This window comes from Prescottella sp. GW823-FHT02E09 (genome assembly GCF_058797375.1).
In genome coordinates this window covers 200,196-224,680 of sequence record NZ_JBXAJP010000002.1, presented here as the reverse complement: position 1 = coordinate 224,680, position 24,485 = coordinate 200,196, and the positions used below count along the sequence as shown (strand labels likewise).

Annotated in this window: 19 protein-coding genes; 8 read left to right on the top strand and 11 right to left on the bottom strand. The window is 69.9% G+C overall.

The window, feature by feature from the left end; all coding sequences use genetic code 11:
* Positions 1–109: 109 nt before the first annotated feature.
* Entirely contained in the window at positions 110–1,045 is a 936-nt protein-coding gene (locus tag AC1RIF_RS05165; protein ID WP_492600313.1) for an aldo/keto reductase, read from the bottom strand.
* Between the two features lie 218 nt (positions 1,046–1,263).
* Between AC1RIF_RS05165 and AC1RIF_RS05160 the strand changes: the two genes are divergently transcribed.
* From AC1RIF_RS05160 to AC1RIF_RS05145, 4 genes are read left to right on the top strand one after another with little or no spacing between them, the layout of a single operon-like run.
* Positions 1,264–2,109 carry an undecaprenyl-diphosphate phosphatase gene (locus AC1RIF_RS05160; protein WP_492600770.1) on the top strand — a complete coding sequence of 282 codons (846 nt, stop codon included), beginning with the start codon at positions 1,264–1,266 and terminating at the stop codon, positions 2,107–2,109.
* A 36-nt stretch (positions 2,110–2,145) separates the two neighbouring features.
* Positions 2,146–2,850 (top strand): histidine phosphatase family protein, encoded by a 705-nt coding sequence (locus AC1RIF_RS05155; RefSeq protein WP_492600312.1) that lies wholly within the window; start codon positions 2,146–2,148, stop codon positions 2,848–2,850.
* A gap of 39 nt (positions 2,851–2,889) precedes the next feature.
* Positions 2,890–3,483 (top strand): Rv2134c family protein, encoded by a 594-nt coding sequence (locus AC1RIF_RS05150; protein ID WP_492600311.1) that lies wholly within the window; start codon positions 2,890–2,892, stop codon positions 3,481–3,483.
* Between the two features lie 5 nt (positions 3,484–3,488).
* Positions 3,489–4,310 carry an Rv2133c family protein gene (locus AC1RIF_RS05145; protein WP_492600310.1) on the top strand — a complete coding sequence of 274 codons (822 nt, stop codon included), beginning with the start codon at positions 3,489–3,491 and terminating at the stop codon, positions 4,308–4,310.
* Positions 4,311–4,316: 6 nt separating this feature from the next.
* Here the strand turns inward: AC1RIF_RS05145 and AC1RIF_RS05140 are convergent, their stop codons facing one another.
* Positions 4,317–4,775, bottom strand: a complete 459-nt coding sequence (locus tag AC1RIF_RS05140) for a MarR family winged helix-turn-helix transcriptional regulator (RefSeq protein ID WP_492600309.1) — start codon at positions 4,773–4,775, stop codon at positions 4,317–4,319.
* Positions 4,776–4,865: 90 nt separating this feature from the next.
* Between AC1RIF_RS05140 and AC1RIF_RS05135 the strand changes: the two genes are divergently transcribed.
* Both AC1RIF_RS05135 and mshC read left to right on the top strand, forming a co-directional pair.
* On the top strand, positions 4,866–7,025 hold the full coding sequence (locus tag AC1RIF_RS05135; RefSeq protein ID WP_492600308.1) for an MMPL family transporter: 2,160 nt from the start codon (positions 4,866–4,868) through the stop codon (positions 7,023–7,025).
* Between the two features lie 10 nt (positions 7,026–7,035).
* Positions 7,036–8,277 carry a cysteine--1-D-myo-inosityl 2-amino-2-deoxy-alpha-D-glucopyranoside ligase gene (mshC, locus tag AC1RIF_RS05130; protein WP_492600307.1) on the top strand — a complete coding sequence of 414 codons (1,242 nt, stop codon included), beginning with the start codon at positions 7,036–7,038 and terminating at the stop codon, positions 8,275–8,277.
* Between the two features lie 6 nt (positions 8,278–8,283).
* Here the strand turns inward: mshC and AC1RIF_RS05125 are convergent, their stop codons facing one another.
* Positions 8,284–9,561, bottom strand: coding sequence for an ATP-binding protein (locus AC1RIF_RS05125; RefSeq protein ID WP_492600306.1), 1,278 nt, complete (start codon positions 9,559–9,561; stop codon positions 8,284–8,286).
* A gap of 211 nt (positions 9,562–9,772) precedes the next feature.
* On the opposite strand from AC1RIF_RS05125, the gene AC1RIF_RS05120 reads away from it, so the two are divergent.
* On the top strand, positions 9,773–10,339 hold the full coding sequence (locus AC1RIF_RS05120; protein ID WP_492600305.1) for a nucleoside deaminase: 567 nt from the start codon (positions 9,773–9,775) through the stop codon (positions 10,337–10,339).
* A 12-nt stretch (positions 10,340–10,351) separates the two neighbouring features.
* Entirely contained in the window at positions 10,352–11,320 is a 969-nt protein-coding gene (locus tag AC1RIF_RS05115; protein ID WP_492600304.1) for an antibiotic biosynthesis monooxygenase, read from the top strand.
* 18 nt (positions 11,321–11,338) lie between these two features.
* On the opposite strand, the gene AC1RIF_RS05110 is transcribed toward AC1RIF_RS05115, so the two are convergent.
* The 8 genes from AC1RIF_RS05110 to AC1RIF_RS05075 form a co-directional block, all read right to left on the bottom strand.
* Positions 11,339–12,595, bottom strand: a complete 1,257-nt coding sequence (locus AC1RIF_RS05110; protein WP_492600303.1) for an Nramp family divalent metal transporter — start codon at positions 12,593–12,595, stop codon at positions 11,339–11,341.
* A gap of 176 nt (positions 12,596–12,771) precedes the next feature.
* Positions 12,772–13,602 carry a glycoside hydrolase family 19 protein gene (locus tag AC1RIF_RS05105; RefSeq protein ID WP_492600302.1) on the bottom strand — a complete coding sequence of 277 codons (831 nt, stop codon included), beginning with the start codon at positions 13,600–13,602 and terminating at the stop codon, positions 12,772–12,774.
* A 379-nt stretch (positions 13,603–13,981) separates the two neighbouring features.
* Positions 13,982–18,154, bottom strand: a complete 4,173-nt coding sequence (locus AC1RIF_RS05100) for a TIGR02680 family protein (protein ID WP_492600301.1) — start codon at positions 18,152–18,154, stop codon at positions 13,982–13,984.
* Between the two features lie 13 nt (positions 18,155–18,167).
* Positions 18,168–19,586, bottom strand: a complete 1,419-nt coding sequence (locus AC1RIF_RS05095) for a TIGR02678 family protein (RefSeq protein WP_492600300.1) — start codon at positions 19,584–19,586, stop codon at positions 18,168–18,170.
* Positions 19,583–21,046 (bottom strand): TIGR02677 family protein, encoded by a 1,464-nt coding sequence (locus AC1RIF_RS05090; RefSeq protein ID WP_492600769.1) that lies wholly within the window; start codon positions 21,044–21,046, stop codon positions 19,583–19,585. The genes AC1RIF_RS05095 and AC1RIF_RS05090 overlap by 4 nt, the downstream gene beginning before the upstream one ends.
* Positions 21,047–21,143: 97 nt before the next feature.
* A complete protein-coding gene (locus AC1RIF_RS05085) occupies positions 21,144–22,211 on the bottom strand; it encodes a hypothetical protein (protein WP_492600299.1) in 1,068 nt (355 codons plus the stop codon).
* A 207-nt stretch (positions 22,212–22,418) separates the two neighbouring features.
* On the bottom strand, positions 22,419–23,570 hold the full coding sequence (locus AC1RIF_RS05080; protein WP_492600298.1) for an MFS transporter: 1,152 nt from the start codon (positions 23,568–23,570) through the stop codon (positions 22,419–22,421).
* Entirely contained in the window at positions 23,567–24,475 is a 909-nt protein-coding gene (locus AC1RIF_RS05075) for a PAC2 family protein (RefSeq protein ID WP_492600297.1), read from the bottom strand. Before AC1RIF_RS05075 ends, AC1RIF_RS05080 begins: the two co-directional genes overlap by 4 nt.
* Positions 24,476–24,485 lie beyond the last annotated feature (10 nt).

Below are 24,485 nucleotides of genomic sequence, written 5' to 3'. Positions count from 1 at the left end.
CCTTCACGGTGACATTCGTCAGACACAACGGCTACGAGGTTAGCCTATCCTCCCGATCGTTGTCGTCACTGATCACCGCAAATCAATCGAAAGTTGGACGCCCGACCGATCAGGCGCTGACGTCGTCCAGAGCGGCCGCGATCGCCGCCGGCAGTTCGAGTTCCTCGGCCGACAGCACGCCTGTGAGCTGCGCGAGGTCGCGTGCACCGACGACCGCGCTGGCCACCCCCGGCCGGTCTCGTGCCCACGCCAGTGCCACCGCGAGGGGCGACGTGCCCAGCCCGTCGGCCGCCGTGAGGACCGCGTCGACCACCCGGACCGACGACTCGGTGAGATAGCTGCGGACCTCCGCCGCGTGCTGCTCGTCCGCGCCGCGCGAATCGGCGGGGATCCCGTCCCGGTACTTGCCGGTCAGGACGCCGCCCGCGAGCGGGACCGCGGCGAACACGCCGATGCCGTGATGCGCGGCGGCAGGAAGGAGTTCCTCCTCGACACCGCGCGCGAGGAGCGAGTACTCGGCCTGGGTTGCGACCAGACGTCCCGGTCCGCAGTGACCCGCCGCCGTGGCGAGTTGCCAGCCCAGGTAGCCGCGGGCCCCCGTGTAACGGACACGGCCGCTGCTGACCGCGTGGTCGAGAGCCGACGCGACCTCGTCCACCGGGGTCAGTGGATCCCACGTCGCCACCTGCCACATGTCGAGATGGTCTGTGCCGAGTTCGCGCAGCGTCGAATCCAGCTGCGCCAGCAGGCCGCGGCGGGAACAGTCCACGCGCTGCCCGTTGTGTGCGTACGGATTGATGCCGGCGCTGCCACCGAGGATCAGGTACTCGCGGGGCACCACATCGTCGAGCAGCTCGGCCAGCAGGCGTTGGGCCTTGCCGTCGCCGTAGGCGGGGGAGGTGTCGACGAGGGTGCCCCCGGCGTCGACGAACGCGGACAGCTGAGCCGCGGCTTCGTCGCCGTCGGTGTCCCGACCCCAGTGCAGGGTCCCCAGCCCGAGCCTCGACACCCGCAGACCGCTCGTTCCCACCGCTCTGTATTCCATAACCGCCCACGTCTCGACACTGGATGTTTCCGCTGACTTCACCGGCAGGACGAACGCCTACCGGTGAAGAACACTAGTAGCGCGCACGGCGCGCCGAGTACAGCCACGCCGGGTACCGTCTGTCCGGTGAAACTTGGACCACACGCGTGTAATACGGATGCCCGCAACCTGATCCGACGTCCCGCACCCGGCGCGAGTGGCACGGGGTCTCTCGCGTGATCGGGGAGGCCATGACCTGGCTCCAGGCGATCGTGCTCGGCGCGGTGCAGGGACTCACGGAGTTCCTGCCGATCTCGTCGTCGGGCCACCTGCGGATCGTCTCGGAGATCTTCTTCGGCACCGATGCCGGGGCGTCGTTCACCGCCGTGACGCAGCTCGGTACCGAGGCGGCAGTGCTGCTGTACTTCGCGCGGGACATCGGGCGCATCGTGGTGGCCTGGTTCCGAGGACTGTTCCACGCCGAGCACCGCGGCGACCTCGACTACCGCATGGGCTGGTACGTCATCATCGGCACCATTCCCGTCGGTGTGCTCGGATTCCTGTTCAAGGACCAGATCCGCACCGGTGCAAGGAATCTGTGGCTCATCGCCACGATGCTGATCGTCTTCGCGCTGGTGATCGCCGCGGCCGAGTACTACGGCCGCAAGACTCGGCCCATCGAGGATCTGCGTGCCCGGGACGGCATCATCATGGGCTCCGCGCAGGCCCTCGCGTTGATTCCCGGCGTCTCGCGCTCCGGCGGCACCATCAGCGCCGGCCTGTTCCTCGGGCTCACCCGCGAGGCCGCGGCCCGCTACTCGTTCCTGCTCGCGATCCCCGCGGTGGTCGCCTCCGGATTGTTCAGTCTCCCCGACGCATTCGAACCGGCCGGTGAGGGATTGATCGCGTCCGGACCGCAACTGCTGGTGGCCACCCTGATCGCGTTCGCCATCGGCTACGCCTCGATCGCCTGGCTGCTCCGCTTCGTCGTGAACCACTCGATGTACTGGTTCGTCGGGTACCGCATCGTGCTCGGTGTCGTCGTGCTCGCACTGCTCGCGACCGGCGTGGTGTCGGCGACGTGACCGGTGTCGGCGCACGACCCCACTAGGCTGTAGCGCATGACGGTGATCCTGCTCCGACACGGACGTTCGACGGCGAACACCTCACGCACCCTCGCCGGTCGCTCGCCCGGGATCGGACTCGACGACCTCGGTGTCGAACAGGCCAAGGGGCTGATCGACAGGCTGGCGGGTGTCGCGATCGCCGAGATCGTGCACTCGCCGCTGCTGCGGTGCGAGCAGACCGTCGCCCCGCTCGCGATCGACCGGGGACTGACACCGCGGACCGACGAACGGCTCGTCGAGGTCGACTACGGACAGTGGACCGGCCGGAGTCTGAAGGAGCTGGTCGAGGAGCCCCTGTGGCGGGTGGTCCAGCACCATGCGTCGGCCGCCGTCTTTCCCGGTGGTGAGGGGTTGGCGCAGGTCCAGGCCCGGGCCGTGGCCGCGGTGCGGGAACACGACCGGCGCCTGGCCGACGAGCACGGCCGGGACGTCGTGTGGGTCGCCTGCAGCCACGGCGACGTGATCAAGTCGGTCCTCGCCGACGCGGTGGGCAGCCACCTCGACGGGTTCCAGCGCATCGTGGCCGAGCCGGCGTCGCTCAGCGTCGTGCGGTACACGGAGACCCGGCCCTTCGTTCTGCGGATGAACGACACCGGCGGCGACCTCTCCGCCCTGAACGGCGCCGGCGGCGGGAGGAACGACGCGCAGGAGTCGGTGCCCGGCGGTGAGGTCGGCAATGATCGGCCACCGGGACGGTAGGCGGATAATGAAGCGGTACGCAGAATTCGAGGAGGTGCAATGCCACGCGCGATACATGTTTTTCGCACCCCTGATCGATTTGTTGCGGGGACGGTCGGCGAACCCGGCGACCGGTCGTTCTATCTCCAGGCCGTGCATGACGCGCGGGTGGTGAGCGTGCTGCTCGAGAAGCAGCAGGTCCAGGTGCTCGCCGACCGGATGGGTCTGCTGCTCGAGGAGGTGCATCGACGGTTCGGCACGGCGGTGCCCCCGGAGGCGGGCGAACTCGGTGATCTCAGTCCGCTCGTGACACCGCTGGACGTCGAGTTCCGGGTCGGCACGATGGGGCTGGGCTGGGACGCCGAGGCGGAGTCCGTCGTCGTCGAGTTGCTGGCGGTCAGCGAGACGGAGATCGACGAATCGGTCGTCCTCGACGATGCCGAGGAGGGGCCCGATGCCGTGCGGGTGTTCCTCACCCCGATCCAGGCGCGCGAGTTCGCGTTGCGGTCCGAGCGTGTCGTCGCGGCGGGCCGCGCCCCGTGTCCGCTGTGCGGCGAGCCGCTGGCCGCGGACGGCCATGTCTGCATTCGCACCAACGGATACCGACGGATCGCGGGATTCGATTCGTCTGTCGAGTTCGGAGAAGAGCTCTGACGGCGGTGACGGTCGGCCCGTCGGATCCCGCGGCCCGCGAACTGCTCGCGGACGGTGAGCTGACGCCGGTCGGCCGGATCGTCCACGCGAGCAACGCGACGCTGGTGTGTGACGCGTCCACCGACGGCCGGTCGGTGCGCTGCGTGTACAAGCCGATCCGGGGTGAACGTCCGCTGTGGGACTTCCCGGACGGCACCCTCGCGGGCCGTGAGGTCGCGTCGTACCTGATCTCGGAGGAACTGGGCTGGGGCGTGATTCCCCGGACGATCCTGCGTGACGGGCCGTTCGGTCCCGGCATGGTGCAGCAGTGGATCGAGACCCCGGACCGTCATCCCGAGTCGGGCGGCCAGCTCGATCTCGTGGACATCTGTCCTCCCGAGGAGGTGCCGCCCGGCTGGCTCGAAGTGCTGCGTGCGCTCGACGGGCAGGGGGCGGAGGTGGCGTTGATCCACGCCGACGATCCACGGCTGCAGCGCATGGCGGTCCTCGACATCCTGCTCAACAACGCCGACCGCAAGGGCGGGCACGCACTCGAGGGCGTCGACGGCTCGGTGTACGGCGTCGACCACGGCATCTGCCTGCACGAGGAGCACAAGCTCCGCACGGTGCTGTGGGGCTGGGCGGGGGCGCCGATCGGGGACGACCTGATGGCCGACGTGGTCGCGTTCGCCCAGCGGCTCGAGGGCGAGGAGTTCGAGACCGTCCTCGCCGAGCACATCACGGTCCGTGAGGTCGATGCCCTGCGCGAGCGCGCGCGGGCCCTGGTTGCGGCACCGGTGATGCCGCATCCGGTCGGGTCGCGCCCGATTCCCTGGCCCGCCTTCTGATTTCGTCTAGTCCCGGGATGTCCGCCGACTGCGGATGAGTTCCAGGAGCAGCCGACGCAACGCGTCCGGATCGGAGATGCCGGCGGTGAGGTCCGCATCGTCGCGTTCGAGGTCGAGCAGCCGACGGTAGATGTCGCGACCGGTGTCGGTGATCCGGACGCGCATGCGCCGCTCGTCGCTCGGGTCGGTTTCCCGGATGACGAAACCTTCGCGTTCGAGGCGTTCGACGGTGCGGCTCATGGTCTGATCGGTGACCTGGCACGCGCGGGCCATGTCCCGTTGCGAGTGCGCCCCGTCGGCAACCGTGTGGAGTGCGATGAGACCGGCGTGGGTCATGCCGTGGGCACGCAGCAGTTCCTCCCACGTGTGTTCGACCAGGCGCGCGGCGGTGGACAGCAGGCGGCCGGTGGGCCAGGAGTCGAACCCGTCGGGGGCCGGTCCGGAGGCGGGGGCGGTGTCGGTCAAAGTCGGTCTCCGTGCAATTGTTCAGCAGGCTGAATAAACTCCCTCTGGAGTTCGAGCCTATTCCCTCGTCGACCCCGGAGGATCCAGACCATGCCCGCACGGACCGATCCGGACAAGCGCACTACTTCCCGCCTGCGCTGGGTGCTGCCCGCACTGCTGGTCCTGGTCTGGCTCGGTGTCGGCGGATTCGGAGGCCCGTTCGCCGGCAAGCTCGGTGAGGTTCAGAAGAACGACAACACCGCCTTCCTGCCGGCCTCCGCGGAGGCGACCGAGGCCGGCGCCCTCTACGACGGGTTCACCGACACCCGGTTCGTGCCGGCGATCGTCGTCGCGGAGCGGGACGCGGGGATCGAACCGCGCGACGCCCAGTTCCTCGAGCAGTCAGGAGCAGCGGTCGCGGGCCGGGCGGGCTTCGGCGAACAGGTGTCGCCGCCCATTCCGTCGGGCGACGGGCGCGCGCTGCAGATGATCGTCCCGATCGACTCCACCGTGGACGTCGGGGACAGCGTCGGGGAGCTGAGGATCGGGCTCGAGGGAGCGCCCGACGGGCTCGAAGTACTGGTCACCGGACCGGCCGGGCAGGTGGCCGACTTGTCGACCGCGTTCAGGGGGATCGACGGACTGCTCCTGCTGGTCGCCGGCGCGGTGGTGCTGCTGATCCTGATCGTGGTCTATCGCAGTCCGCTGTTGCCGCTGCTGGTGCTCTCGTCGGCGGTGTTCGCGCTGGGGCTCGCGAGCCTGCTGGTGTACCTGCTCGCCGATTCCGGCGCGATCGCGCTCAACGGGCAGAGCCAGGGCATCCTCTTCATCCTGGTGTTCGGCGCCGCCACCGACTACGCGCTGCTCCTGGTCGCGCGCTACCGGGAGGAACTGCGCACCGAACCGGATCGGTTCGACGCGATGAAGCGGGCCTGGCGCGCAACCCTCGAGCCGGTCGCGGCGTCCGCCGGCACCGTCATCGCAGGTGTGCTGTGCCTGCTTTTGTCCGACCTCAACTCCAACCGTGGGCTGGGGCCGGTGGCGGCCGTGGGGATCGCGGCGTCGTTCGTCGCGTCGATGACGTACCTGCCGGCCGCGCTGGTGCTGTTCGGCCGGGTCGCGTTCTGGCCCACCCGTCCGGCGTTCGACCCCGATCACGCACAGCGGGACGAAACCTCCGACCACCGCTTCTGGGGCGGTCTCGCGAAGAGAGTGGGCGCCCGTCCGCGGCGGTTCTGGGTCGCGTCCACCCTGGTTCTCGCGGCCTTCGCGCTGCTGCTGCCGACGTTCAAGGCGAGTGGGGTGGCGCAGTCGGACATCTTCCTGCTCGACGTCGATTCGGTGGCCGGGCAGCAGGTTCTCGGCGAGCACTTCGACGCGGGCTCCGGCTCACCGGCCGTCGTGATCGCTCGGGCGGGGGCCGTCGACGAGGTCGTCGCGGCGTCGCGGGTCGAGGGGGTGGGCGAGGTGAGTGCGGTGGCGGCGCCCGGTGGTCCGTCGGGCGCCCCGATGGTCGTGGACGGCCGTGTGGCGATCCGGGCGACACTGACCGATCCCGCGGATTCGCTCGCGGCGGAGCGGACGATCGAGCGTCTGCGCGACGCGGTCCACGCGGTGCCCGGGGCGGACGCGCTGGTCGGCGGTCCGACCGCGACCGACCTGGACACGAAGACCACCTCGACCCGCGACCGCACGGTGATCATTCCGGTGGTGATCCTGGTGGTGTTCGCGATCCTGGCGCTGCTGTTGCGGGCGCTGCTCGCGCCGCTGATCCTGATGGCGACCGTGGTGCTGTCGTTCGTGGCGACGCTGGGTGTGTCGTCGCTGGTGTTCGACCACCTGCTCGGGTTCCCCGGCGCCGACCCGGTGGTGCCGCTGTTCGCGTTCGTCTTCCTGGTGGCGCTCGGCATCGACTACAACATCTTCCTGATGACCCGCGTGCGCGAGGAGTCGATCCGGTTCGGGACGCGGCGCGGGACCCTGCGGGCGCTCACCGTCACCGGCGGTGTGATCACCTCGGCGGGTGTCGTTCTCGCGGCCACGTTCTCGGCACTGGCGGTGATTCCGCTGCTGTTCCTCGCGCAGCTCGCGTTCATCGTCGCGTTCGGGGTCCTGCTGGACGCGCTGCTCGTGCGGTCGCTGCTGGTGCCCGCGCTCACGATCGACATCGGACGGAAGATCTGGTGGCCGAGCCGACTGGCGTCGGCGCCGGAGCCCGGACAGGCGCCGCCGTCGACTCCGCCCGCAGAGGTGGAATCGACTCTCCATTAGGCTCGTTCCCATGCAGTCTTGGTCCGATACCGCTGTCCCGTCCGTGCCCGGTCAGGGCCCGGCCCTCCGGCTCTACGACACCGCGGACCGACAGGTCCGCCCGGTGACGCCCGGCCAGGTGGCGAAGATGTACGTGTGCGGCATCACCCCGTACGACGCGACGCACCTCGGTCACGCCGCGACCTATCTGACGTTCGACCTGGTGAACCGGATCTGGCGCGACGCCGGTCACGACGTGCACTACGTCCAGAACGTCACCGACGTCGACGACCCGCTGTTCGAGCGGGCCGCGCGTGACGGCGAGGACTGGATCGTGCTCGGCATGCGGGAGACCGCGTTGTTCCGCGAGGACATGGAGGCGCTGCGAGTGCTGCCTCCGCGCGACTACATCGGCGCGGTGGAATCGATCAACGAGGTCGTGGAGCTGGTCGAGAAGTTCGTCGCGTCCGGTGCCGCGTACATCGTCGACGACCCCGAATACCCCGACGTGTATTTCCGGGCGGACGCCACCGCGCAGTTCGGGTACGAGTCCGGCTACGACCGCGCCACGATGGATCACTTCTTCGCAGAGCGCGGCGGGGATCCCGACCGCGCGGGCAAGCAGGATCCGCTGGACGCCCTCGTGTGGCGCGCGCAGCGACCCGGCGAGCCGTCGTGGCCGTCCCCGTTCGGTCCCGGACGTCCCGGCTGGCACATCGAGTGCGCCGCAATCGCGCTGAACCGCATCGGATCCGGTTTCGACATCCAGGGCGGGGGCAGCGACCTGATCTTCCCGCACCACGAGTTCTCGGCCGCGCACGCCGAATCGGCCACGGGCACGGAGCGTTTCGCACGCCACTACGTGCATACCGGCATGATCGGCCTGGACGGCGAGAAGATGTCGAAGAGCCGCGGCAACCTGGTGTTCGTCTCGAAGCTACGTGGTGAGGGCGTCGATCCGGCCGCGATCCGGCTCGGTCTGCTGTCCGGTCACTACCGGGCCGACCGCGCGTGGACCGACCAGGTTCTCGCCGATGCGCAGACCCGACTGGAGTTGTGGCGCAAGGCCGCTGTGGTCGCGTCCGCCCCGTCGGCCGAGGACACGATCGCCCGGCTGCGGCAGCATCTCGCGGACGACCTGGACACGCCCAAGGCGCTCGACGCGATCGACGGCTGGGCTCGTCGGGCACTCGATCACGGCGGACCGGACGAGTCCGCGCCGGCCGCACTCGCGACGGCGGTCGACGCGCTGTTGGGTATCGACCTGCGCTGACCGCGGTCACAGCCGCGTGAATCGTTCCCGGTCCTCCTCGAACTCGGTGAGGATCTCGGTGGTCAGCGTCGGCCGGGTGTCGGCGATCGCCACGAGGTAGTCCTCGGTGGTCGCCGGCCGGCCGGAGCGTTCGGACACCTCGCGTTCGAACGCGGCCTGCGAGCCCTTCCGGGAGGCGAACTCGATGTCGGCGGGGGTGAACAGTTCGCTGGCCTCGACCAGTCGGTCGAGGTCGACGTGGACCGCGGACGCGCCGAGGTAGCGCTGCCACACGGCGCGGCGTGCGGGTGCGTCGGGCGGTCCGACGGGGATGACGTAGTCGAATCGTCCGGGACGTAGGAACGCCGAGTCCAGTGAGTGGACCGAGTTGGTCGCGCACACCATGAGCCGACGATCGGACTCGCGGAATGCCGGTATCAGTTTGAGCAGCTCGTTGGTGACGCCGTGCGCCGGGCTGGTGGCGATTCCTGTTCGGGCACTGGCGATCTCCTCGACCTCGTCGATGAAGACGACGACTTCGTCGAGTTCGGCGAGGTCGGCGAACACCTCGCGCAGCGACGCCGCGAGGCCGCCGTCGGACGTCGCTGCCAGGCGGGAGGGGAACAGTTCCACGAACGGCCAGTCCAGCCGGGAGGCGATCGCCTTCGCGAAGCTGGTCTTTCCGGTCCCGGGCGGGCCGAACAGGATGACCGCCTTCGGCGGCTGGACCCCGTACTGGTCTGCCAGGTCCGGGTTTTCGAGCGGTGAGACGATCCGGCGGTCGATGACCGCCTTGACGTCCTCCATCCCGGACATCGTCGCCCACAACCCGCTCGGCATCACCCGGCCGCCCAGCTCGCTCAGCAGGGTCTTGTCCGGGCCGGGGGGTTCGAGCAGTTCGTAGTAGACCAGCCCGTCGCGGCGGAGGTATCCGGAGTGTTCGAACGCGGCGGACCCGGTTGCCGCCTCCGGGAGCACCGCGGAGATCCGATGGGCCCCCGCGCTCCGCAGGCGTCGTTCCAGGTTGGCGAGCAGCGCACTGCCGATGCCGCGGTTGCGCCAGCGCGACCCGAGCGCGACCAGCAGGATCCACGCTCGTTCGCCGTGGACCTGGGCGACAGCCATGCCGACGAGTTCGTCGCCGACGGCGGCGACCACGGCCGGCTGACCGGCACGCGCGGCCGCCATCACCTCGGCGAGCGTGAAGACGGGCTCGGGGGATCCGGGGGACCGGCTCTGGTCCCAGACCTGAATCGCCTGGTCCAGGTCGTCGTTCTGGAAGTCTCGCAATCGCCACACCGGCATCTGCGCTCACCTCGGCTCGATCGGCAGCGGGTGTACTCAGTAGACACCCCGAGCGCGTCGGTGTCAGGTCGTCGTCGATCGCGAGGCGGTGCCGGGAAGCGGCCGTTCGGGCAGGTCGTGCCCCCGATCGGGGCCGAAGTCGTGTGGTGAGGCTCACCCGCTCGGTAAATTGTGCGAAGGGGTACTGCGACGCTCCGGAGGCGAAACGGCCATGACACCAGACGAACTCATGAACGAGGCATGCAGGCTCGCGATCGAGTCGGTGACGAACAACTGGGGCGGCCCGTTCGGCGCCGTGATCGCTCGGGACGGCGAGATCGTGGCGCGCGGTCAGAATCGGGTGTTGCTGACCGGTGACATCACCGCGCACGGGGAGATCGAGGCGATCCGGAAGACGGTCCAGGTCCTCAACGCCGATGCGCCGAGCATCGCCGCCGACCATCTCGACCGGTCGACGCTGACGCTGGTTCCGCGGCCCGAGGGCTCGCCGGATCGTGTTCCCGAGCGTGCCCGGATGTTGATGGGGATGGAGATCTACACCAGTGGCGCGCCGTGTCCGATGTGCATGAGCGCGATCTACTGGTCTCGCCTCGATGCGGTGTACTTCGCGAGCGACTTTGCCGCGACCACCGCGATCGGGTTCGACGACGCGTTCCAGTACGAGGATTTCGCCCGTCCCCTCGCGGATCGATCCATCAGGATCGAGCAGGTGCGTCAGGATCTGGGTGCGGCCGCGTACGCGGTCTGGTCCGAGAAGACCGACAAGCACCCCTACTGAGCCGTCACCGCGATGGTCGCCTCGGATTCCGGATCGCCACGTCGCGCCCCGGCGACCGTGGTGGTCACGCACGCGGTCCGAGCCGGACGCGAACCGGACTTCCGGCACTGGCAGGACGAAGTCGACAGGGCGGCAGCAGCGTTCGACGGGTTCCTCGGGACCGAGATCACCCCGCCGGCCGGCGGTGGGCGCGAGTGGTCGGTCGTGTACCGGTTCGATTCGGTGACCCACCTCGAGCGCTGGCTGGGCAGTGAACGCCGGCGCGCCCTCGTCGACCGCGCCTCACCGCTGTTCGAGCGGTCACCGACGCAGCACGTGCTGGTCGAGGACGACGGGCCGGAGCCGGTGACGGTCGTCGTATCGCATCCCCCGGTGCCCGGTCGAGAACACGAGTTCCTCGCCTGGCAGCAGCGAATCACCGAGGCCGAGAGCCGATTCCCGGGTTTCCGTGGATCCGAACTGCACGCACCGATTCCGGGAATCCAGGACGAATGGACGATCCTGTTCACGTTCGGGTCGCAGGCGGACCTCGACCGTTGGCTCGAGTCGCCGGACCGGGCCGCGCTGCTCGCGGAGGGCCGGGAGTTCCGGGACTTCAGCCTGCGACCCATTCCGAACCCTTACGGGTCGTGGTTCCCGTCGGCCGCCGGAGCGGCCGCGCCGGTGCCGTCCTGGAAGACCGCGCTGTCGGTGCTCGTCGGTCTCTATCCGCTGGTTGTGGTGTTGACGATCACCATCGACGAGTTGTGGCCCGCCGCGCCGCTCTGGTCGAGCCTGCTGATCGGCAACATCGCGTCGGTGAGCCTGCTCACCTGGGTCGTGATGCCGATCGTCACCCGCGTGCTGCGGTTCTGGCTCGAACGCGGTGACGTCACCGACCGGCGGATCGATGCACTCGGCGTCGTCGTGTCGGTGGGCTTCCTCGCCTTCGCGGCCGCAGTGTTCTGGCTGCTGACGACGGTGGTGTGGACTCTGCCGTGAGCGGGTCGTGGTCGCCGTCTAGCCGGATCCGGTGACGGTGAGCCACAACAGGGCCACGTTGAGGGCGATGATCAGTCCGGCGCACCCCCACGCGAGGGCGGTCGTCGCCGACGCGTTGCGTTCGGGACCCATGAGGTCGGGGTCCGACGTCATCCGGACCAGGGGGATGAGTGCGAACGGGATGCACAGGCTCAGCACCACCTGGCTGATCACGAGTGCATAGGTGGGATCGACTCCGATCCCGAGCACGATGAGCGCCGGGATGAGCGTGACCACCCGACGGGTGAGGACGGGGATGCGCATGTGCAGCAGTCCGTGCATGATCTCGGATCCGGCGGCACATCCCACCGAGGTCGAGGCCAGGCCGGAGGCGAGCAGTCCGATCGCGAACACCACCGCCACGCCGGGACCGAGGGCCGCCTGGATCGCGGCGTGCGCGCCTTCGATGCTGTCGGTGTCGGGGACGCCGCGCAGGGCGGACGCGGCGAGCAGCAGCATGCCGATGTTGACGCCGCCGGCGATGACGAGGGCGCCGCAGACGTCCCAGCGCGTCACACGCAGTAGTCGGCGTAGGCGGGGCCCGTGTCCGGCGGCCCCGTGTCGGTCGCGGGCCAGGGCGGAATGCAGGTAGATGGCGTGCGGCATGACGGTCGCGCCGAGCATGCTCGCCGCGAGCAGGACGGTTTCGGTGCCCTCGAATCGGGGGACGAGTCCGGCGACGGCCTCGCCACCCGACACGTCGGTGAACGCGAGTCCGGTGAGGAATCCGATCGTGATGATCGCGAGCAGTCCCATGACCACGAACTCGAACGTGCGTTGTCCACGGCGGGACTGGATGGAAAGGATGACCATCGAGACGACGCCGGTGACGAGGCCGCCGATGAACAGGGGGAGGCCGAACAGGAGGTGGAGCGCGATGGCGCCGCCGATGACTTCGGCGACGTCGGTGGCCGCCGCCATGACCTCGGCCTGCAGCCAGAATGCCCGGCGGTTGCCCTTGCGGAGTCGCTGCCCCAGCATCTCGGGCAGCGAGCGCCCGGTCACCAGGCCCAGCTTGGCCGACAGGTACTGGATCAGGACGGCCATCGCGTTCGCGAGGACCAGCACCCAGATCAGCAGATAGCCGTACTTCGCACCCGCAGTGAGATTCGCCGCCACGTTGCCGGGGTCGACGTAGGCGATGGCGGCGACGAACGCCGGCCCGAGCAGGGCGGCCGAGCGGAGACCGCCGCCCTTGCGTCGTGTCGCGGCGGGTACGTCGGTCTCGGTGCTCACTGGACTCCGCTCACTGGACTCTTCGAGGTGTTCCGCGAGCACCGACCAGGGCGGTTCGCGTATACGCACTATAGAGTTCGGGATCCCGAACTTTCAAGCAAGGGGGGCCGTGGAGCGTGCGAAAGCCCCCTACCGTGATCGGAAGGGGGCTTTCGCGCGGTAACTGCCGAAGTGGGTCAGTGGAGGACGGCGAGTCCGCGCATGAAGCTGTCGATGCGCTGCGGCAGGCCGTGGGTTCCGCCGTTGACGATCCGCGAGACCTGCTCGATCCCGGCGGTGTCCGCGGTGGCGTTGAGGTTGCGGGACTGCCAGTACCACGCCGCGGTCTCGAACGCGTTCTCCGGCGTCGCCATGAGCTCGGGGTTCGCGACGAAGTCGATGCCCAGGTAGTCGCTGACACTCTGGTAGTTGTGGCGTCCGGTCACCTGGATCGCGCCGCGGCCCTTGTACCGCTCGCCGTCGCCGGGTGCGACGTTACCGAGGTCGGCGCGGCCCTCGTAGGCGCGGCCGGAGGCGTACTCCTCGAACGTGCGGAACGAGTCGGACTCGACGACGAGCTGGGAGATGAAGGCAGCCTTGCGCACGGGGGTGTCGATCGCGGCTTTGACGAGCGCCTCGTTGAGTGGAGCGACGTACTGGGCGAGCTGGTCGGGCGACACCTGCGGGACGATACGGACGAGCTCGTCGAGCGTGACCGATGCGGGGTTCGGTGCCGGCGGGGCGACAGGTGGGGCGACCGGCGCGGCCGCCGCGGCAGGCACTGCGGCCGGATCGGCGGAGCCGAGGGCCGGCATGACCCGGGCCTGGGCGACGGGGGCTGCCGCGGAGGTCGACTCGGGAAGATCGAGCGCCTTCCGCAGGTTGGTCGTGTCGAGGAACTGCACCGCTGCGGCCGGTGTCGGCAGGGTCTCTGCTGAGCTGGATGCGATGGGTCCGATCGCGAGGTTGCCGACGCACAGTCCGGCGACGCTCGCAGTGGCGAGGCCGGCGATGCGGACTCGTGACATGAGGCCACGCGGGGTGGGCGTCGTCTGGTCGATCGTGCATTCAGGGGAATTGTGCAAGGCTCTGCTCCGGCTGGGGGCTGCAACGTGGCAACCGCGTCGGGCGTGAGCACCGGTAGAATCGGCAATGGTCTACGAGATCGAGACCGAAGATCACTCGGTGGTCACGGCAATGTCACAACCAGATAACAGGCCGTTACACGGAATGTTCAAGTCATGGAGGCGAGGGTCACTCCGGGCCTGCGTTGTGACGCAGATCACAAAACGATCGGCGTGTCGGTGCGGGACATGCCGATAATTCGCTGGTAAATGGTCCATTCGGCGGTGCCGGCCACCGGCCGGAGTGGGTCGCCGCCCTGCCCGGTGAGCCGCGTTCGCCCGACTAGACCTCGGCGAATGTGAGACCGCCCTCCGCGGTGGCCGGGACGCGGCGACGCATCGGCGATCCCAGCGCCCGGGCCAGATCACTGCCGTCGTGCTCGGCCAGCAGCTCGCCGCCCGACCACACGAGCAGCGCGGCACTGACGCTCTGCTCGGCGGTGGAGTGCGCCAGGTCGTAGTGCGCACACCCCGGCACGCCGCCGTATGTGATCCACAGGTCGTAGCCGGTCATGAACAGGTCCAGATCGAACTGGACGCTCAACCCCAGCAGCTCGCTGCGGCCGTTGTCGTCGACGCCGGCGAACGCCTCGTCCAGGCCGAGCAGTCGCGGTGAGTGCGGGTCGGCCGACGAGAGCATCACGTGGGCCGCAGCGAACAGCGGCAGGTGCAGCGACACCGACTGCTCGCCGCCGGAGAGCGCGCTGTGCCGGGCGACGGTGAGCCGGTCCTCGCTGCCGTCGCCGCCGATCAGTGTGAAGGAGAACACCCGCCAGCGTCGGTAGTCGAGCGCGGCGGCGAGGATCTCCGGGTACGAGCGCTCGGGGTGGGAGGCGCGCGCGATCCGCACCTGGGCCGCGAAGTGCGCCCGGACGGTGGCCAGTTCGTCGGCGGTCAGTGCCGACGGGGCCCGGTCGAGCAACTTGGACACGGCGCGTGAGCTGTCGTCGAGGTTGTCGGCGAGAACCCAGTGCACGCCGATCGTGCTGCCCGACGACATCCGGCGCTCGCGCATCTCCGCGCCCATCTGGGCGATCAGGTCACGGGCGTCGGCGGTGCGCTCGTGGATCTGCTGCGCCAGCCCGGTCAGCAGTGCGTCCTCGAGGATGCGGCGCTCGGAGTCTGTGAGCAGCACCTCCTGATCCCGGCGGGCGCCGGCGATCCGGGTCGCGAACTCGCCGATCGACGAGTAACCCTGGTCGTCCTGCACGCGGACCACCGTCAGACCGTCCGGTGCGTCCCACTGCAGGCGGTAGTCCTGACCGGCGGCGGCGAGCTGGGCGTCGAAGTCCTGCAGCGCCGCGGTGAGCGCCGAGCGGGTCGCCTTCTTGGCGTTCTCGCTGGTCTTCACCGAGGCGGTGGCCGCGACCATCGCCCGGTACAGCGCGTCCACCTCGGGCGGCAGGATCGGGGAGTCCACGTCGCCCTCGGTCGCGATCCGGTACACCAGCTGGTCGGCCGTGAGCCACGCCGCACTGCTCTGCGGCCACGAATGCACACCCTCGACTCCGAGGAGATCGAGCAGGTCGCGTCGCGCGTAGGGCGCGAGCCGGTCGACATCGGTGCGCGTCTCGGTCAGCGCGCTGCGCAATGCCTCGATCGCGGTGTTGTGAGCGCCCTCGGCCTTGCCGATCTGCTCGACGGCCGCGTCGTAGGCCTTGCGCGCGGACCGCTGCTCGGTTTTGCAGACCTCGATTCGGGCGCGGACCTGCTCGAGGTCGGCATCGATCTGCTCGGCGCTCGCGCCCAGAGCCTCCCGGAGCGTCTCGAGCCTGGAGATCTGCTGCGCGTAGTTCTCCTCCGCGACCGCAGCCTCCTCGACGAACTCCTCGGTGTTGCCGCGGGCCTCCTCCAGGCGGTCCACCGCCTCCCGGTGGAGTTCGAGTTCCTTTTCCTGCTCACGACGGCAGCGAAGCAACTGCTCGCCCCGGCTCTCGAAGTGCCGGATCGAGGCCGCCACGGCGTCGATGTCGCGTGCCTGATGCGACAGGCGGTGCGCGACGGCGACCGCGCGGAGTTGCTTCTCCTTGGCGGTGTGATCGGCGATCGCATGATCGAGTTCCTCGCCCGCGCTCGCGGTGGACTCCGAGCGGCTGCGGAGCGCCCCGGCGGCCTCGGTGAGCTTCTTGATCGCAGCGAGGACACCGGACGTGCGGGGCAGAGACTTCCCGGCGACCGCGATCCGCTCGAGCAGCGCGGTGGTCTCGGTCTCCTCGGTGTGGGCGGTGTCCCGTCGAGCCTCCGCCTCGACGATCTCCTGCGCGATCTCCTCGATCCGCTGCGCCCGGCGCCGCTTCCGTGCGGTCGCACCGATGTACTCGGCGTCGGCCTTGACGTGGCGGCCGCGTTGCACGCCCTGCCAGAAGCGTCCGTCCACGCCGACACCGACGGTGCCGGCGCTCGCGGCCCCGGTGGTGTCGAGCGCGATGGACTCGATGATCGCCTGCACCAGCGATTCGGGGACCCCGGTGTCGGGTTCCACCTCGAGGACGTCGGACAGCGTCGGACCCTGCGGGCGCAGCGACTCGGGCAGTGCCGTCAGGAACTGCTCGGACTCGGTGTCCGGCTGCGCACCGTCACCGGCCGACACCCAGCCGTCGAGCAGATTCGCGGCGGCCAGCGCGGATTCGACGCCCGCGGCCACCGCGGGCTCGACGCCGTCCACGAACCGCACCAACCGCCACAGCGGGGCCCCGGACAACTCGCTTCGATCACCGGTGCGGAACGCGAATCCCGCAGGAGCATCGTCCTTCTCGGCCGCGACGCGATCGCGGTCGGCGCGCAGCGCGGCGATCCGCTCGGTGGCGGCGGTCTGCTCGGCGACGGCATGACGACGCCGAGCGCGCTGGTCGTCGAGGGCGGTGTGCGTCTGCTCGTGCAGCACCGTGGTGAGGCTGGGGGAGTCGTCCTCGCCGGCCAGCGACAGTGCGGTGTCCAGCGCGGAGAACAGGTCGGCGCTCACCCCGATCGAGGCGTATCCCGCCGAGTGCTCGGTCCACCAGGCCCTCAACGCGGCGGCACAGTCGGCGCGGGCCAACGCCACCGAGGCCTCGGCCTCGGCGACCGCAGCCTGTGCGGCGTCGAGCAGTTCGCGTCCCTTGTCGGCGGCGCGGTCGGCCCGCGCGCGCTCGGTGCCGGCCTTGTCGACGGTGGCGAGCGCGGCGCGGACCGCGCGGACGTCGCCGTCACGTTCCTCGGCGTGCCCGCGCACGGCGGTGGTGATCCGGTCCGAGCGAACCCCGTCGGGTAGCGGACTCCAGACGATGCCGGCCTGCTCCGCGGCCTCGGCCAACTGCTCCTCGGCGCGCACCAGTTCGGCGGTCGCCCGCTTCACCGAATCCGAGGCCCGCGTGGCCTCCTCGGTGCGTTGCTCGAGTGTCGCCTGGGCCCGGCGCGCCTTGTCGGCCTGCTGCTCGGTGGACAACTTGAGCTGTGCGACGGCGGCGGCCAGGTCGTCGAGCTGCTGCTTGCCCTCGTAGGCCCCGGACCGCTGCAGCGTCTCGAGGTCGGCGCGACTCTGCTCGAGGGCGCGCTCGGCGGCGGTGAACCGATCCTCGGCGAGCAATCGCTCCTCCTGCCGGGACGTCTGCCGCGCGACGGCCTCGTCCAGCACGGTCTTCGCGCGCTCCACCGATTCGATGCGCCGGGAGACCTGTTCGACGTCGGTGCGGGCCTGCTGACCGAGGTACTTCGAGTACACCGTCACGAAGCTCTGCGCGGCCTGGTCGGCGGCGGCGAGGCCCTCGAGCGCGCGGCTCACCTCCTCCATGTCACTGAAGGAACGGGCCGCCTCGAGCACCAGTTGCTCGTCGAGCGGACGCAGGCCGTCGGTGAGGGCCTGCGACAGCCCCTTCGGGTCGAGGTTCTTCGCCAGCTGCGGGCGGCGCAGGGTCAGGATGAGGTTGATGAGCTGGTCGTAGCGCTCGGTGCCCAGCCCGAACAGCCGGGCATCGATCGCGGCGCGGTAGTCGACGGGACGGTCCGTGATTGCGTCACTGCCCAGCTGCTCGGCGAGCTGCTTCTTGGTGAGCGGCCGGTCGTCGCTGCCCAGGAGCGAGAAGTCGACGCCGACGCGGCCTTCCGCGACGAAGTACCAGCGCGTGACCTTGTCGTTGTGGCGGCTGGCGCGCATCCCGATCCCGACCGTGACGGCCTCCGGATCGTCCTGCGGGCCGCGCGCGAATTCCATCCACACGTACGAATGCGCCGAATCCTGGCCTCGGTACAGCAGGTTCGACTTCATCGTGCGTTCCTCGCCGGCGAACGGGTTCAGGCGGCGCGGCTCGATTCGCCCGTCGAAGACGAAGGGGAACAGCACCTCGAGCGCCTTGGTCTTGCCCGAACCGTTGGGCCCGCGCAGGACCAGTCGCCCGTCCGCGAACGAGAACTCCTGGTCGCGGTAGTCCCACAGGTTGACGATCCCGGCGCGGGTCGGCTTGAAGCGCGCGTGTGCCATGCGAAAGGTGCCTCTACTTCTCTACGGTTGCGGTCACGTCGGGTCGAGCGGCGTCGGCTTCGTCGAACAGTTCGGACTGGGCGGTGCGGTCCCGGATGGTGACCACGACCCCGCGGAATCGTGCGATGGCCGGCGTCACCAGGACGCCGCCGTCGACCACGCGGATCAGCTGCAGGCGATCGAGCAGCCCGATCACGTTGCGCTTCAAGCCCTCCCGATCGGCCTGCCACTGCGCAGCGAAGGTTCGCCCGAAGCGCAGTACCAGTTCGTCGACGGCTGCCGCGATCCAGGCGTCATCGAGCATCGAGTACAAAGCGGGCTCGGGCCGATCGTCGTCGGCGTCGCCGTCGGTGGTGGCACCGTCGTCGGCATCGACGTGCTCGGCGAGTTCGGCGAAGATCCCGGCACTCGGAACGGCCGCGTCCAGCCGGGCGATCAACTCGCGCTGGTTCGACTCGGGCAGCGGGTGCCGGGGGAGACCGGGCGCGTCCAGATCGAGAACCCGATCGGCCATCTCGCCGGCGAGGAGCAGCGCGACCTGGGACACCGTTCCGGTGCTCGGGAACCGGATGTCGGACATGCGGCCCGACGGGTCGATCATCGCGATCCCCTCGGCCCGGCGTTCGGCGACCAGTCCGGTCACCTCCTCGACGTCGGCGGCCGTGCGGGGCAGCGCGAGCTGTAGTCGCTCGTCGTCGGTCAGTTCGTCCGCGTACACCACCGGCCGCTCGACCAGGGCCCGTCGCATCCGCCGGGCGACCTCGCGGGGATCTCCGGTGCGCAGGCCGATCAGGTCGTCGTCCTGCGGCGGCTTCTCGCCTGAGAGCAGTGTCCGCACCGAGGTGAGGTGCTGGAGCGCGCGGGGCGGACGGAACAACGCGACCACGACCGACCGGTCGATGTCGTAGAGCGCTTCGCCCGCATCGGGATTGGACGCCCATCCGCCCGCGTCACCGTCCGCGAGGACGATCGCGCCCCGGGCCGCGAGCCAGCCGACGGCGTCGACGAACGCGTCGCGGTCGGCGGCCCGGTCGGTGGACAGCGCCACGCCGGGCACCTGAGCGGCCTCGGCCCCGACGTGGTCGGCGAGTTCCGACAGGGTGATCTGGTTTCCGGCCCGGCCGAGCGCCGCGAGCGCCAACGCGAGGTAGGCGTAGCGGTGCCGGTCGAACGTGCGGTCGTTCGCGGTGCGCGCCGGGATTCCCGGTTCGAGGCGGTCGGCCACGGTGAACAGGCGAGCGGTGGTCTCGGTGACCTCGAGCCGGTACCCGAACAGGTCGAGCAGGTCGTCCCGAAGCTCGGTGGCCCAGCGTCGCAGCAGCGGAAGCGCGAGCCGGTCGGGATACGTCTGCGTCACGAGGTGATTCGACAGGATCACCCGGGCGGCCCGCTGGTACGAGTCGAGATCCAGCGGTGAGACACGGGACCTCACTGGACACTCACCTGCAGTCCGTCGAGATGCAGCCGGCCCCGGACGGTCTGCACCACCGTCGTCTCCCCGTGTGGGCGCAGCGTGAGCCGGACACCGTTCTCCGACCCCGTCGAACTGGGGACGGTGCCGCTGACCGGCACGCGCGCGGTGAGTGCGGCATTGAGCAGACTCAACAGGACGTCGGTCTCGTCGGCGTCGAGGACTCGGTCGTAGGCACCGGCGGCGGCCAGCGACGATGCCGCGACCGCGCGGGCACGTTGAGCTGCCAACTGTTCCTCGCGAAGTCGGCGGATGCTGCCCTCGTTGCGCTGGACACGCGACGGCATGCCCGGTTGCGCTGCGCGACCGGTCTCGGCGAGCGTCCGCGAGATCTCGACGGGCGTCGCGTCCCACCACGACCGCGAGTCGGGGATGATATCCGCGTCGGGATGCACCATCGACAGATGTCGCGGGCGTCCGAGGTCGAAGACGAGCTGGAACAGGGCGTGCGCCGAATCCTCGTCGGGGGTGGCGGCGAACCATCCGGCGAGGTGCCGCAGCTGGCTCTCGCGGCTCACCCCGCCCCGTCGGGTCTCGGTGACCCGGCGCAGCAGCGACAACACCGCGGCGATCGCGCTCATCGTCCCCTCCCGCAGACGATCCGACTCGCTGGGGCCCGACACCCCCACGAACCACTGGGCGAGGCCCGACCAGCGTGCGCGCCAATCGGATTCGCGTTCCTCAATGGAGAGGAAGACCCGATCGTCGCTGGCCGCAGCCCGCGTGATCAGGGACGGGACGCCGGTGGCCTCGACCGCCTCGATGGCGGCGCGGAGCTTCGGTGCGTAGCGGGCCAGGTCGGAACTGAACTCCCGCATGTGACTCAGCAGGGCGTCCTTGTGTGACAGGAACGCCTCGGGCGTGATCTCGGTGGTGCGCACCAGGTCGCCGAGCATGAGATAGAACTGCGCGGCCCGCGCCGCCATGTCGGTGAGGGTGGAGTCCAGGCGGGCGAGCTTGCGGTAGATGAGATCCCCGTCGCCCCGGCGGTTGGCCACGGCCAGTTCCTCGAGATCTGCGAGTAGATCCGGGAGCGCCAACCGGGACAGCGTCGCATCCTCGAGCCGTGCCCCGAGCAGATCCTCGACGGCGCGGAAGGCCAGGTAGCCGGCCTGACTGAACTGGTACACGAAGTGCCGGTTCCGGTACTCGGCGAGGGTCGCAGCGCGGCTCCCGTCGTAACTGCGTTCGAGCACCGCCCACGTGTGCAATTGCTCCAGTAGAGGGGTGATCTCGGCGGACGTCAGCGCTGCGGCCGGATCGTCCCCGGAGATCCGACCCAGGATCTCGGCGACCTCGCCGGCGTGCAGCAGGACGACGTAGTTGGCCCGCGCATGGTCGAACGCGCGTAGCACCCACAGGTATTCGGCACGCTTCTCGGCGGTCGTGAAGGAGAACAGCCGGAGCCGATCCTCGCGCACGGCGAAATCACCGCCCGGGGACGTGCGAGGGTCACCTGAATCGCTCACCGTGACAGCCTAGGGCGTCGCTCGGGTCGCGAGCGAACACACCACCCCGTCACCGGCCGCGACCCACCGGGCGGCGCCAGGATTCGTCTGCGGTGAGCGCCGTCAACTGGTACTCCGCTGCGTCGGGATGCCGGAACGGGCCGGCCACCAGGTCGGCGTACGCGTGGCTCGGCGCGACACAGCGCAGTCCGTCGCGGTACTGCATCCGCTCGAAAACCGCTGCCGACCACGGTGTCGCGACGACGACGTCGGCCCCACCGGTGACCGGACGCAGGTCCAGCGCGGCCGCGAAGCTGTCGACGTCGTCGGCGTAGACCTCGAGCACCGCGGCCGACGCGTAGTCGGTGGCGCCGATCCCGGTCACCGCGTAGACCGGGTCGCCGTTGCCCGCCGCGAGCCGCGCTCGCAGCTCGTCGAGTCCGTTCGGAGCCGCGAAACTGCGGGTGGCACACGGCTTGCGGTCGGCGGCCCACGCGCGGAGCATGTGCGTCCAGCGCACGTCGGTGATGGGGCCGCGGGGCAGGCGGGTCAGCAGTTCCCGTTCGAACAGGACCTCGACCACGCGGTAGGCCGCCCCCGTCGACGCTCCGGACAGCTTGATCAGTTCGGGGACCGACACCTCCCCGACGTGATCGGCGAGGGCACGCACGATGCGCTCGGACGGCTCGCCGGTGAGCACACCCGACGGCCGGCCGGGTCCGCGCCATGGATCGGCGTCGGCGCCGCGGTTCCGGACCCAGATCGCCGGCCGGTCCGCGACCAGGTTCAGGTTGCCGGTGGCGTCCGCGTACGACAGGCCGTGGCCGTCCAGCTGGCGGCGCACCGGTTCGGACAGGTAGTGCGCGCAGACGAATCCGCGGTCGCTGTCGGAGAGTTCGGCCGCGATGCGTGCCACGTCACCACTGAGGACGCCCTTGGACGCGGTGATCGCGTACGACACGGATTCGCCGTCCGGCGCCGTGATCAGCAGTCGATTCGGTGCGGCGGGGGAGCGGGGCCGGTCCGACGACACGGACCATCCGTGGGGGAGCTGAGTCTCCAGCCAGGACAGGGCGCGCCGATAGATGTCGATGCTGCGTTCGGGCCGCGGGTTCGGTGCAACGTCCGTGAGGGTCACATCCGCAACAGTAGTCACTCTGTGCACAACGGAACCGGAAGAAAAGCGGAATCGGGGACGCGTGTCGTGTCGGAGATCGGTGCGGGACGGAACTGGCAGGATTTCCGAAACTGCACGCCGGTACGCACTTTGCGCACGTAACGGTGATTTCCGAGTTGGAAATCACCGACAAGTGCGCAAAACGCGGGGGTGGGGCGGTAGAGGGGATCAGTCCTTCGCCGGGTTTCGCGGCATCAACAGCGGCGGGAGCACGGCCAGCAGGAGCGCCGGAAGCAGGAAGCTCGCGCTCGGATGGACCGCGTACAGGGGAGTGAGCGCGAGCGGCGAGAGCGCCGCACCCGAGAATCGCAGCGACTGCACCACCGACACCGCACCGCCGCGGTTCCCGCTCTGCGAACCCAGGACGGCGGCATTGACGCCGACCAGTAGGAACTGCGATGCGATGCCGGCGAAGAACCAGGCAACGGCGGCGACGGCCGCGAAGTCCACGGTGCCGGCGATCGCGACCAGGACGGCACCGGCGAGCGCGCCGACGACGACGGTCCGCCGGGCCCCGATCCGGTCGATCAGCAGTCCGACGGGACGGGCCGCGAGAATGCCGGCGACACCGAACCCGGTCAGCAGCAGGCCGCGGACCGCCGGGCTCATCCCGAACTCGTCCTCGGCGCGGAAGGCCAGCAGGAATCCCAGGCCGCCGAGCGCGCCCCACCCGAGCAGTGCGACGACGCCGACGCGCAGCACCTCCGGGCGCAACGCGTCACGCAGTCGGGCTCCGGTGTCGGCCGGGATGTTGCGGGCTGCGTCGGGCAGGCCGAGCGCGCCGAGCAGTGCGGCCACCACCGCGATCGCGAGGAATGCGAGGCGCCAGTTCGCTTCCGCGGCGAGACCACCGATCAGTGGTGCGGTGGTCTGGCCGGCGGCCTGCAGTGCCCCGAACGCGCCGAGGGCGCGGCCCAGTCTGTTCTGCGGTGTCATCGCCGCCAGCGTCGCCAGCAGTAGGGGTGTGGTGAAGGCGTTGGCGCAGCCCTGCAGGACCCGGGCGCCGAGCAGCAACTCCAACGTCGGTGCAGCGAAGCACGCGAGCGATGCCACGAGATAGACGCCGTATGCGATGCGGACGGTGCGCATCCGGCCCCAACGGGAACCGAGAGTCCCCGAGACCAGCATCACCAGAGCGAACGGCAGCAGATACGCCGTCAACGACGTCGCCGCGGCCGACGCGTCCACACCGAGGTCGTCGCCGATCTCGGGAAGCATCGACGTGACGACGCCGCCACCGAACGGGCCCAGGAATCCGCCGGCGTACAGCGCGGAGAGCTGGAGCCGTGTGCGGAAACCCCGGGCCGGGTCCCCGGTCACGCCCCGAAGCGGCCGGGGCCGCGACGGCGCAGGTACTTCTCGAACTCCGCGGCCAGCGCGTCGCCGTCGATCTTGGAGATCGCGTCGGAGATGTTGGTCTCCGCGTCGCCGCGCTCCTCGAGGGTGCGCACGTACTCGGCGATCTCCTCGTCGTCGCGGGTCATCTCGGACACCGACTCCTCCCAGTCCTCGGCCTGGTTGGGCAGATCGCCGAGCGGGACCTCGATGTCGAGGACGTCCTCGACGCGCTGCAACAGCGCGACGGTGGCCTTGGGGTTGGGCGGCTGGGATACGTAGTGGGGGACCGCGGCCCAGAACGACACGGCCGGGACACCGGCCTTGACGCACGCGTCCTGCAGGACCCCGGCGATGCCGGTCGGCCCCTCGTACCGGGTCTGCTCCAGGTTGAAGTGTTCGGCGGCCTCCACGCTGTGCGCGGTGCCCGTCACCGGGACGGGCCTGCTGTGCGGGGTGTCGGCGAGCAGTGCGCCCAGGATCACGACGGTGTGCACCCCGAGCTCGTCGACGAACTCGAGCAACTCGTCGCAGAAGCTGCGCCAGCGCATGTTCGGCTCGATGCCGCGCAGCAACAGCACGTCTCGATCGCTGCCCGGCGGGGAGCACAGTGACAACTGTGTGGTGGGCCACACGATCTCGCGGGTGACCCCGTCGACCTGCCGGATGATGGGCCGGTTGACCTGGTAGTCGTAGTAGTCCTCGGAGTCGAGTTCGGCGAGTGGCTTGGCATCCCACGTGAGCTCGAGATGCTCGACGGCGCCGCTCGCGGCATCGCCGGCGTCGTTCCAGCCTTCGAACGCGGCGATCAACACGGGATCGCGCAGCATCGGCACGTCCGCGTCGGTATCGTCCGATTCGGTGGTGTCGGGGAACTCGGGTGAACTCACCTACCCAGCC